The sequence below is a fragment of the Thiocystis minor genome (genome assembly GCF_016653465.1).
Classification (GTDB): domain Bacteria; phylum Pseudomonadota; class Gammaproteobacteria; order Chromatiales; family Chromatiaceae; genus Chromatium; species Chromatium minus.
Genome location: NZ_NHSQ01000023.1, coordinates 1 through 10519, shown reverse-complemented (window position 1 = coordinate 10519; position 10519 = coordinate 1). Strand labels below are relative to the sequence as shown.

General features: G+C 63.1%; 10 protein-coding genes. 8 read left to right on the top strand and 2 right to left on the bottom strand.

The window, feature by feature from the left end; translation table 11 throughout:
* The coding region (locus tag CCR95_RS00935) for a hypothetical protein (RefSeq protein WP_420825633.1) at positions 1–481 on the bottom strand (481 nt) is incomplete at its 3' end.
* Positions 482–781: 300 nt separating this feature from the next.
* Between CCR95_RS00935 and CCR95_RS00930 the strand changes: the two genes are divergently transcribed.
* The 7 genes from CCR95_RS00930 (at position 782) to CCR95_RS00900 (ending at position 10013) form a co-directional block, all read left to right on the top strand.
* Positions 782–1519, top strand: coding sequence for a DUF1845 domain-containing protein (locus tag CCR95_RS00930; RefSeq protein ID WP_242522983.1), 738 nt, complete (start codon positions 782–784; stop codon positions 1517–1519).
* A gap of 106 nt (positions 1520–1625) precedes the next feature.
* Entirely contained in the window at positions 1626–2225 is a 600-nt protein-coding gene (locus CCR95_RS00925) for an STY4526/YPO1902 family pathogenicity island replication protein (protein WP_201091050.1), read from the top strand.
* Positions 2226–2600: 375 nt separating this feature from the next.
* Entirely contained in the window at positions 2601–3236 is a 636-nt protein-coding gene (locus CCR95_RS00920; protein ID WP_201091048.1) for a M23 family metallopeptidase, read from the top strand.
* Complete coding sequence (locus CCR95_RS00915) at positions 3233–3631, top strand: hypothetical protein (protein WP_201091046.1); 399 nt, start codon at positions 3233–3235, stop codon at positions 3629–3631. The genes CCR95_RS00920 and CCR95_RS00915 overlap by 4 nt, the downstream gene beginning before the upstream one ends.
* Positions 3612–4619, top strand: coding sequence for a conjugal transfer protein TraF (locus CCR95_RS00910; RefSeq protein ID WP_201091044.1), 1008 nt, complete (start codon positions 3612–3614; stop codon positions 4617–4619). Before CCR95_RS00915 ends, CCR95_RS00910 begins: the two co-directional genes overlap by 20 nt.
* Positions 4620–4632: 13 nt before the next feature.
* On the top strand, positions 4633–6075 hold the full coding sequence (locus tag CCR95_RS00905) for a conjugal transfer protein TraH (RefSeq protein ID WP_201091042.1): 1443 nt from the start codon (positions 4633–4635) through the stop codon (positions 6073–6075).
* 35 nt (positions 6076–6110) lie between these two features.
* Positions 6111–10013: a conjugal transfer protein TraG N-terminal domain-containing protein gene (locus CCR95_RS00900; RefSeq protein WP_201091040.1), complete on the top strand. Its 3903-nt coding sequence runs from the start codon at positions 6111–6113 to the stop codon at positions 10011–10013.
* Here the strand turns inward: CCR95_RS00900 and CCR95_RS00895 are convergent.
* The gene (locus CCR95_RS00895) at positions 9982–10305 is read right to left on the bottom strand and encodes a hypothetical protein (protein WP_201091038.1); all 324 of its coding nucleotides are present in this window, start codon (positions 10303–10305) and stop codon (positions 9982–9984) included. The two genes, CCR95_RS00900 and CCR95_RS00895, sit on opposite strands and share 32 nt — an antisense overlap.
* Before the next feature lie 62 nt (positions 10306–10367).
* On the opposite strand from CCR95_RS00895, the gene CCR95_RS00890 reads away from it, so the two are divergent.
* A partial coding sequence (locus tag CCR95_RS00890) for an IS4/Tn5 family transposase DNA-binding protein (RefSeq protein WP_201091006.1) occupies positions 10368–10519 on the top strand: 152 nt, incomplete at its 3' end.

The following is a 10519-nucleotide window of genomic DNA, read 5'->3' as shown; positions in this document are numbered from 1 at the left end:
ATCGCGGCGCGCGTCGCCCAGAGCGATCCCGCGAAATTCGTCTTCTGCCCAGCCCATGCGATCCCCAATGAACGTGAATGCTCAAACCTATTTTACCCGCACACGGGGAGTTGTGTGTAATGGGATGGGTATAGGGCCATGGCGCGGAGGCGTGCGCACCGACCCCGTGACGGGTTTCCTGTAGTGCCACGCCATAGAGCAGTCCGACATCCAGTCCGTAGCGAGCCGCGACCGTTTCCCAGAGGGTGCCTTGCAGAAAGGGGCTGGAGGTGATGGCGCCAAAGTGGCGGGCGGCGTGGATGGAGCCGGTCGCATTGGACGCAACCATCGTGCGCGGTGTCAACCCCGGTGCCCGTTCCGGTGCCGTGATCGGTGTCGGCGCCGACGTGGCGTTGATCAGCCGGATCAAGGGTTGCGCTTGAATCAAGGTGGTCGTGGCGAACCACCACAGGAGCAGGAATGAACGAGAGAGAACGCGCATTGATGACTCGTCAGGTGAATGAAGCGAAAGGCCATCGCCAAACCTCGACGGAGTCTATCCGACTCGCGCACCGGTTGAACTCCGAAACGGTGTCTTCGTCGCACCACCGTTCTCAGGCATGACGCGAACGAGGCTGGATTCACCGTAGCGTGTTGCGAGAGCGGATCCCCATCGGCAGGATGGCCTTGATCGTCGACGGTGGGCCTTCCGCGTAAGGGGTTCATCGTGGATGGGGTCGGCGCTTGTCGGCGCCGTGCTCGTGCTTTCTCTCCGATCTTTTTTGGGAGCCGCGTCTTTATCATGCCCAGTGAATTCTCCGAGAAAATGGCCCCGATGGCCGTGGATCATCTTCCGACCCTGGCCTCCAGACACCGCGCATCGCTCGCCCAACCAGCACCCGTGTCACGCCGAGCCGCGCGACCCTATCGTCATAGTCGTCCGGTGTTCGATCGCGCGGTGCGCATTCACAGCGAATACGTGCGCCGACTGGTCAGCGACCGTCAGCTCAAGCCCGCGATGACGGCGCTCTATGGCATCGACGTGATCCTGCGCCTCATCGCCACCGAGGCGCAGGCCGATCAGATTGAGTCGGTGATCGAGGCCCGCCTGATCGAACTGAGCGAGGCCATGACAGCGGAACGCGAGCGCCTGCAGCGCGAGTTGGAGCGTCATGGCCTGATGGAGGTCCGTCCGCGTTACACCCATCCCACGGATCTGCGCATCCAGGTCGCCTCCCCCCACATCGGCGCCTACACCAATCTGATCGTGGAGCTGGATCAGATGATGATCGCCATCGATACCCTTTGGTTGTCCGGCTTACTCTCGAACAAGGCCCATGCGGAGCGCGAAATCCAGTGGCGCAATCAACTTGGTCAAGCCGGCCAGCGGTTTATCGCGTTGCATCGTCTGGCCTATGCGGAGGCGGAGCGACAGGGACAGCGCGAGGCCGTGGATCGCGAGGCGCATGAGGTGCTGACCGTGTTGGGCGAAGACGACACGGCATCCGCGGATCTTGACCAGGAGACCGAGGACGATTGAGACCATCGGATGCTCCCGCCACGGACGCCACCGGGTCGTTTCCCGTGCTGAAAACGGTCAATAACGCGTTCACGGTTTCCGATTCCAGACGGTTTGATCGGTCGTTATGATCCGTTCCTCATCATGTGACCGCGACCCTGCAAACGTCAGTTCGCGGCGTCGAGATCGATTCAACGGTGGAACAGAAGAGGCGCTCACGGTGGAGAAACACAACCCAGCGATGGTCATGCTGAATGATGTGACACAGCAGATTCATGAAGGCAATTATCAGGTGGCGTTGGCGTATGGATTCAATTGGGATGAAATTCGTGCGCTGGAATCGCTGTCGCACCAGGAATTTCATTGGCTGAAAACCCAGAGCCCGAATTTCATGGAATTCGAGGTTCGCATCAATCATCAACAAACCCAGATGGCCTTGCAGCGTCTCGCGGCCCAGAAGAAGACCTTGGATGTGCAACAGCGCCTCTTAGTGGCCGGCGCACCGCGGGCCTTGATGATCCAGCTCTTCGGCTGGGTTCCACAGCATTATTGCAGTCAACGCAAGCTTCTAAAACTCGATGCGGCGCTGCCGCGCGGCGGACGCCCGACCAATCCGACACTCAACGAGGAAGAGGACATTCTGGCGGCCTGGGATCAACGCAGCGCCTTGGATCTTCCCGAACGTTACTTCTACTTTGTTACCTTCAAAAAATCTTTAAGTGTTTAAATTTTATGATAATAAACAAAAATACACATAAACAATAGGGTTCTAGTGGCGCGTTGAGCGCCTATAATCACCCATAAACCGCCAACATCTATCTTCAATAGGGGCATAGTAAATGAAGATTTATTGCGCCTAATAAAAAATAACTTAAAATTCATTAATTTATGCGACAGTCAAAGTTAACAAAGTAGAATTACTTACAGACGGCCAGCACCACACAGGTCACGGTGCGCCAGGTCTGCCGCGCACTCAGCCTGCGCGAGGCGCGTGAGCGCGAGGCCCTGAAGGTGGTGCCGGTCAGGCGGGCGCGCTCCCAGGCCGCGCGTCAGGACAACTGCCCAGACCAGGCACCGATTCCCCGGGCCGGATGCTCCGCGCTTGCCTGACACTTCCCCAAGACGCCGTCACGTCATGGCGCTCCTGTGCCTGGCGCTACTCGGTCTCGGGGTGGTCGAGGCGGGCACTCAGACGCGCACCGCGCCCGCGATTCGCCTCATCACCCAGGACAGCGCGCGGGAGCGTCCGGGCTTGCGGATGATCCACGCCCGCGCGGCATCCGAAACGCGCGTGCCGGTGCGCGCGGATCCCGTTCAACCATGGAATCTCTGGCCCGTGTCTGGACGGATCAGCTCCGGCTACGGGTTGCGCCGTCATCCCCTCACGCACCGCCGACAGTTCCATCACGGGATCGACCTGGCGGTTCCCTTGGGCACCCCGATCCGCGCGGTGGCGGCGGGACGGGTGTCGTTCAGCGGATGGTCCGGCGGATACGGACAATGGGTCGAACTCGATCATGGCGAGGGCTGGACCAGTCGCTACGCGCACGGCCAGACCCGACGAGTTCAGGTCGGACAGCGTGTGCAGGCCGGCGAGACGCTGGCCACCGTGGGTGCTACCGGGATGACGACGGGGCCACATCTGCACTTCGAGATCCGCCATCAGGGGGCTTCTCTCGACCCCATCGCCTGGCTTCCGGCAGCGCCGGCGGGCCGCTTGGCCGCGAGTGCGTGGTGAAGCCATCGATTCTGCACCTGATCGAACGTCTCGGCGGCGGGGTGTCGTTCGTGGAACTGTGCCGCGACATCGATGGCTTTGCCGGACCTCGTGATTGCACGCTTCATCCGCCGGTCATCCTCTGGCAAGGGGTTTCCGACGCGGCCATCAGCGCCTTGGACGAGCTCCAGCAGACACGCCAGATCGTGCTGGTCGCCTGCAGTGTGCTGGTGTATCAGCTCGATGGGAAAACGCTCCACCTGCCGGTCGCCAAGCGCCGCGACCATGTCTACAAACGCCCCTGCTGGTATCCGGTCGCGCTTTCGACGCCCGCGCAGTTGCGCACGCCTGGCTCGCCGCTGCGGCTGGCACGGCGAACCTTAGGCGCGCGCGATCATGCGTCTGCGCCGCGCTAAGCCGCGCCAGACTGGGCGCGCCCTGCTCGCACTGGGGCTCAGTGGCGCGCTTCTCGCCGCCCTTGCGCAGGATGCACCCCGCTTCTACGAACGCTCGGCGGAAGGTTGGTTCTGGTATCAGGCCGAGCTACCCGTACCGGTGCCGATTCCTGACCCAGAACCCGTGCCGCCGATCACGCCCGAACCGCTTCCGCCATCGATCGTCGCGGACGCCACCGCGCCGCCACCGCTCTCAGCCGCCTGGCTGCGCGCGAATCTGGAGCGCTACCAGCAGCAGGCGATCGACGATCCCAGCCCCACCAAGGTCGCGCTCTATCTGTATCTGCAGAAAATCGCCCTCGATAAAGCCTCGCGCTTCACCGATGCCTTCCAGCGCGTGGTGCAAAGCGATCCCGCGCTCGATGAAACCACCCGTCAGCCGGTTGGAAATTACGCCAACCTGCTCAATCGCGTCGCCGGTCAACACCGCGAGGCGGTGCTCAAGGCGTTGGCGGGAGAGGCCGGGATCTGGTTTTTCTATCGCTCGGATTGCCCCTATTGCGCGGCGCAGGCCACGGTCCTCCAAGTGCTGGCCGACCAGCAGGGATTCACCGTCCAGGCCATCGCGCTCGATGGCCAACCCCTGCCCAAGGCATTGTTTCCGGACTTCCGCCGCGATGCCGGTCAGGCCGAGCGCCTGGGCGTGGTCTCCACCCCGGCGCTGTTCCTGGTACGTCCACCTGCCGGCATCGTGCCGCTCGCCCAAGGGCTGTTGTCGCTTAACGATCTTCAACAACGCCTGGTGCTGGCGGCCCGCGACGTCGGCTGGATCGATGAAGCGACCTATGCCCGCACCAAGCCTACGGTGGCCGATCGCTTTCTGGAGGTTGCGTTCGATGCCCCGCTGGACGTGCCCGCGGATCCGGCGGTGTTTCTGGATCAGTTACGGGCACGGGCGAGCGGCGACGCCCCGGTGTTCGCACCTACCACCCCCTTCACGTTTGAATAAACCGAGATCCCTCATGTTCCACGCACGTCCCCCCGTCCCTGGACGCTTCATGGTGCTCCTCGTGCCCCTGGTGGCGATGTCACCTGCACGCGCCACCCTGAACGCGGAACTGGACAGCCTCTTCGGGATCCTGGTCAATGTCACCGATCCCAGCGCCCATCTGGGGCAACGTCGGGGGGTGCTCTCCGGCGGCTCGATCGTCTCGCGCAACCGCCTCGTCAACGTCAATCCGATTACCCTCGTGCCACCGTCCTTCGAGGCCGGCTGCGGTGGCATCGATCTGTTCGGGGGCTCGTTCTCGTTCATCAACGCCGAACAGTTCACCAATCTGTTGCGCGGCATCGCCTCCAATGCGGCGGGTTACGCCTTCAATCTTGCGCTGACCACGATGTTTCCCTCCGGGGCCGAGATCATCGAGCAGTTGCAGAAGAAGATCGCGCAGTTGAACGCGCTTTCCGCCAACTCCTGTCAGCTCGCCCAGGGTCTCGTCAACGACACCGCCACCGCGTTCACCGGCAAGCAAATCGCCGGCGCGAGCCTGATGGCGGATCTGCATAACTTTGGCGATGTCTTCGAGAACCGCACCACCGCGAACGCCGCCGGCCAGGGACCGCTGGAAACCGTCTATGCTAACGCCCCCGCCGAGGCCGCCCGGCAATTCGAGGGGAACCTGGTGTGGAAGGCGCTGACCGATCAGTCCGCGCAAAGTTGGTACGCCCATGGCGACCAGGCACTGCTGGAGATGCTGATGAGTCTGACCGGCAGCCTGATCGGCGGCTCGGCGGCGGGCGGCTTGCAACCCAGCTCGGATGGCGGCCTGAGTCTGCCGACCACCACGCTGGAGGCCACGCTCAGCGTCAGCGATCTGCTCAACGGCAGCGGCGCGGACGCCGCGCAAACCGTCCTGGTCTGGCGCTGCGCCTCGCTCGACGAATGCCGCTCGCCGACCAAGGAATCCGTGACCCTTGAAGGCCTGATTCCGCGCGTGCGCAACCTTCTGATCGGCGATGTCTCGGGGGCGGGACTGATCCAGAAATTCATGCTCGGCGTCGAGGAACTCACGGCCGAGGAAAAGGGCTTCATGGAGCACGCGCCCTGGGGGCTGGGTGGGGCGATCCGCACTCTGGCCCGTCAGGAACCGGGCATGGCCTTCGCCTTCGCCGAGCGGGCCACGCCGATCATCGCCATCGAGCTGGTGCAGGTCATGGTCCGCGACATGCTGAAAAGCGTGCGTCTTGCCAGCGCTGGGTTGCAGCACACCCATACCACGCAATGGCTGCAACAACTGGAGACGGTGCGGGCGGACATCTGGAGCGAGTACGACATCCTGGCCGCGCGTTATGGCAATCCCAATGACCTGCTGGAGAGCTTCCGGACCCTGCTCGCGCTCTACAAGGCCCCCAGTTATCTCGATGTCATGCAGGCCAACGGGACTCAGGGCGATGCCGAAGACTAACGCCCGCGCCTGGTCTGCTCAGGAGATCCATTGAGATGTGGACCATCTACTCCATCGGCGATCCGGTGTTCCTCCAACAGGTGCTCAATGCGGTGGCGATGCTGTTCGCCTCCGGGGATTTCGTGCAATTCGTCAGCATCGGCTTTCTCATCGGTTTTCTGATGATCGCCTTCCAGGGGCTGTTGCAGGGTGCCCAAAGCATCAAGTTCCAGAACATGCTGGTGTCGTTCGTCCTCTATTCCCTGCTGTTCGTGCCCACGGTCTCGGTCACCATCGAAGGCGCCTATTCGGGCACCGCGCGCGTGGTCGACAACGTGCCGCTGGGTCCAGCGGTGGTCGGTTCCACGGTGTCGAATCTGGGCTATGGCCTCACGCGCCTGTTCGAGCAGGTGTTCACGACGCCGACGATGACCGAACAGGGCTATGTCGATGCCTTGCAGGTGCTGGCCACGGTGCGCAAGACCGCGCTCTCGCGCCTGACCATGGGCGACGCCAATAGCCCGAGCGCGGGGGCGAATGTGGAGCAGTCCTGGATCAACTATGTGGCCGACTGCGTGCTCTACGGCGTGGATCGCCAGATCGACGGTCTCACCATCGACCGCATCCTCAAGGCCACCAGCCTCGACGAGGCGCTGCAAACGCCGATCGTCACCGGCACGACCGAAATCTCGCTCGGCCTGGCGCGCGAAACGCTGACCTGTGTCGACGCCTATGCCCGGCTCAAGAGCTACACCAGCGCGTCCTTCCTGCCGAGCTTTCAGCAATCGCTCGCCGCCAAGCTCGGCACCGCCAGCGGATCGGTGACGACGCGGGTCACGGGGGCACTGAGCGCGCTGTCGAGCACCGCGGTCGATGCCCAGACCTACATGACGATGGCCGCGCTGCTGCCGATGTTCGAGAAGGGCGTCATCCAGCATTATCGAGATCTGGGCGATCAGGGCGCGGCGACCCAAACGGCCCAGGCGGTCGCGCAGCGCAACAGTCAGTGGGCGACCGAGCAGAACCTCTTCATCAAAATCATGCGACCCATGATGGTCTATTTCGAGGGCTTCATCTTTGCCATCGGCCCCTTCATGGCCTTTGCCATCGGCCTCGGACCGCTCGGGATCTCGATGGTTGGCAAATATTTGCTGTTCGGGCTGTGGATTCAGTTGTGGATGCCGATCCTGGCGATTTCCAACCTGTACCTGATCATGGCCTCGCAGCGCGCGTTCGAGGCGCTGGCGACCCAGAATGGCGCGGTCCTGCCGTCGTTTCGGGCGCTCTACGAGAGCGATCTCCTCTTGCAGACCTATCTGGGCACCGCCGGGGTGCTGATCGCCTCGACCCCGGCGATCAGTCTGATGCTGATCTATGGCAGCGCCATCACCGCGACCCATCTGGCCGGACGGCTTCAGGGGGGCGATCACATCAACGAAAAAATCACCGCGCCCGATCTCTTGCAGCCGGGGGCGGCGAGCACCGTCGGGCCGCTGATGCAGCACACCGCCCTGGGCGGCACCCACGCGCCAGGCGCGTCGGGCCTGTCCTGGTCGTTCCAGGTGGGGCAGACGGCGCAGGCCACCCTAAAATCCTCCGAGACCCAGTCGGAACAGGCGCAGGAGAGCTTTCAGTCGAGCGTCGGTCAGGCGTTTGCACGCTCGGCGAGCGCCACGCACCAGAGTGCCACGCAGTGGGCGCTGGGAGAGAAATTCGGGGCGTCCTACACCCAGGCCAGCAGTGCCACGCGTTCGGCGGCGGAAGATCTGTCGCGTAGCTTCAAGGATTCTGGGGTCAGCACGGAAGGGATATCCACCTTGTTGGGTGCCGGTCTGGCCGGGAAACTGGCGGGCGCTAAAGATCTGGACATTAAGGGCGATCTGGCCGGGAAGATCCATCAGCAATACGGGGTCAACGCGAGTCAGGCGAACGAGATCGCCCAGGCCATCGTTCAACGTATCGCCACCGACCAGCAACTGAAAGCCGATTTCACCCAAGGGCTGTCGTCCGACATGTCGCAAAGTCATGGGCAGAGCCTTACGGACGGACTGAGCCAGAATGAAAACACGCAACTGATCCGCAGCGCCCAGAATGTCCTGATCACCTCGCAATCCTATGAGCAGGCGGCTACCTTTGCGCGATCAGTCGGCACTAACACGAGTTTCAACGCCATCGAGACATCGGGAATGCTGCTCAACTACCCGGCGATGACGCAACGCCTGGAACAGGCCATCGACCGCTTCGGACTGGCGGGCGATGTGGCCCAGCAGGCCGATCTCCTCCTGGCCGGTGGCGTGGTGGGCGATCCGGCGCAAGCACGAGCGATGGCGGGCCTGGGGATGCTGCTGGGTCAGTATGGCGGGGAGCGTGCCGACACCCTGACGCCGGGGGAACGGCAGCAAGCGGAAAGCGCGGCCATGGGCGTCTATTCGGGTCTGCTGGGCGTCAAAATTCCCGAGGGGATCGACCCGCGGGTCAACGCCTCCTTGGCGAACCAAGGACCATCGTTGGGCGGCGTGCGCGCGGCCGTGAACCAGGCCAACATAGAGGATACCCGCGGCGCGGTCCGTGCGGGTCTGGGTGCCATGCGGGTGAATGCCAATGGCACCCTCGCCGAGGTGGACGGCGGTCACGCGGCGGTGGGCGCCTTCGGCGCCGGGGCCGGACAGTCGGTGTCCGACCAGGGAATCGCCTGGCGTAATCAGATCCGTTCAGAGAATCAAGCACATCTCGGGGAGGACATCCGGTATCGCGCGCAATTGCCGGCGCCGATCGCCAGGACCGCCCAAGAGCAGGTTGGTGGGGCGATGAGGCACCTAGCAGAGTCCGGTGCCCTGGTGGTCGCCGGAGGGGGCGGGATCTGGAATCAAGCGACGGCCGGTGCCGCCGCCTTTGGGCAGACCCTGGCCGCGGGGGAAGGCTGGGAGGCCGCCAGATTCGCCGGACGTAACGCCGCGCGCAGCGAATCGGGATGGACCGCTGCCCGTCAGGCGATGATCGAGACGCGGTTGGATCAGGTCGCGGGGCACGGACTCACTCTCGCCCAGGAAGACCTGTATCGTGCGGCCTCGGAGACCACGCTGTTCGCCATGACCCCAAGCGACGCTCACCAGGCAGCCCGCGCGGCGGTGGTGGCCGAGGCGGCGTCGGGTGCCACGGGCGATAACATCGCCACTCTCATCGAGCGTTCCGTGGTCTCTCGCGATGATTCCGACGTGCGACTCATCGGTGCCTACAATCGCACGATGCCGCAGGCGGACGTCGAGCCCCCCGTGCCGGTGGGACAGATGGGAGGCACCGTCCTTCCCGCCGCGTATCCGTCCACGGACGATGACGGAAAAAAAAACGCTAGCGCCCGGCTCGGATCCCTTCCACTGATCCATGGGAGTGTGACCGAGGGTGGCCTCGGGCGCGTGCTGGACCTGATCTCGGCTCCGGAAGCGCACGGCAATTACAACGCCTGGTACGGTCACGCGGATCAGCACCGGGTCGACCTGTCGACGCTGACGGTCCGCGAGATCCGGTCATTTCAAGGCCAGTTGTTGGCGCAGGGCAACGGTGGTTCCGCCATCGGCCGCTATCAGATCATTCCCGATACCTTAGAGGACTTGATCAAGCGCCTGCACCTCAGTGGAGACGAACGCTTTACTCCCGCGCTTCAGGATCGCCTGGCGCTAACCTTGGCGCGCGATGCGGGCATCAATGGTTGGATCGAAGGTCGGATCGACGACAACGCCTTCGCGTTCAATCTGTCGAAACTCTGGGCCGGCTTGCCGAAGGATGCCTCCAACGTCAGTTACCATGCCGGCGTGGGCCAGAACGCGGCGCACATCGACCACGGGGTGGTGGTGGCGACGCTGGCCGGGATTCGTGCCGGGGAGTCATCTTCCGCGACGGGAACAAGGCTCGCGCCGATGCCAACAACGGCTAATAAAGGACAGCCAGAGCGACAACGATGAGCAAGAACAGGCCCGCGATAAATCGGATGCCCAACCATAAATTGTCCTTTTCGGTCTTCAATCGATCCTGCTCTTCCAGATAGCCATTCTTCAACCGGGCGATAAGAACGCTCGCGGCTTGCCCGCCACGACGGACGTCTTCCGCGCTTGTGCTTAGGCGTTCATCCATCACGATCGCGGGTGTGCCTGAATAGCAGTGGATCGAGTAGGTGTAGTTGCCTTCACTCCCGGTCTCTTTACGATAGCGCAGTGCCAACAGTGCGTTCGCCCCCAGTCGCTTGGCCCATCCCATTACACACAACTCCCCGTGTGCGGGTAAAATAGGTTTGAGCATTCACGTTCATTGGGGATCGCATGGGCTGGGCAGAAGACGAATTTTGCGGGATCGCTCTGGGCGACGCGCGCCGCGATCGGCGGGTGGTTCAATTGGTGGAGCGTCTGGCCGAGCGACCCACGGCGAGCATTCCGGGCGCGTGTCATGGTTGGGCGGAGACCCAGGCGGCGTC

Excerpts from the sequence above, each read along its gene's own strand:
- CCR95_RS00905 (WP_201091042.1), top strand. The coding sequence starts at position 4,633 with ATGTTCCACGCACGTCCCCCCGTCCCTGGACGCTTCATGGTGCTCCTC.
- CCR95_RS00910 (WP_201091044.1), top strand. The coding sequence starts at position 3,612 with ATGCGTCTGCGCCGCGCTAAGCCGCGCCAGACTGGGCGCGCCCTGCTC.
- CCR95_RS00895 (WP_201091038.1), bottom strand. The coding sequence starts at position 10,305 with ATGGGATGGGCCAAGCGACTGGGGGCGAACGCACTGTTGGCACTGCGC.
- CCR95_RS00930 (WP_242522983.1), top strand. The coding sequence starts at position 782 with ATGCCCAGTGAATTCTCCGAGAAAATGGCCCCGATGGCCGTGGATCAT.
- CCR95_RS00925 (WP_201091050.1), top strand. The coding sequence starts at position 1,626 with ATGATCCGTTCCTCATCATGTGACCGCGACCCTGCAAACGTCAGTTCG.
- CCR95_RS00900 (WP_201091040.1), top strand. The coding sequence starts at position 6,111 with ATGTGGACCATCTACTCCATCGGCGATCCGGTGTTCCTCCAACAGGTG.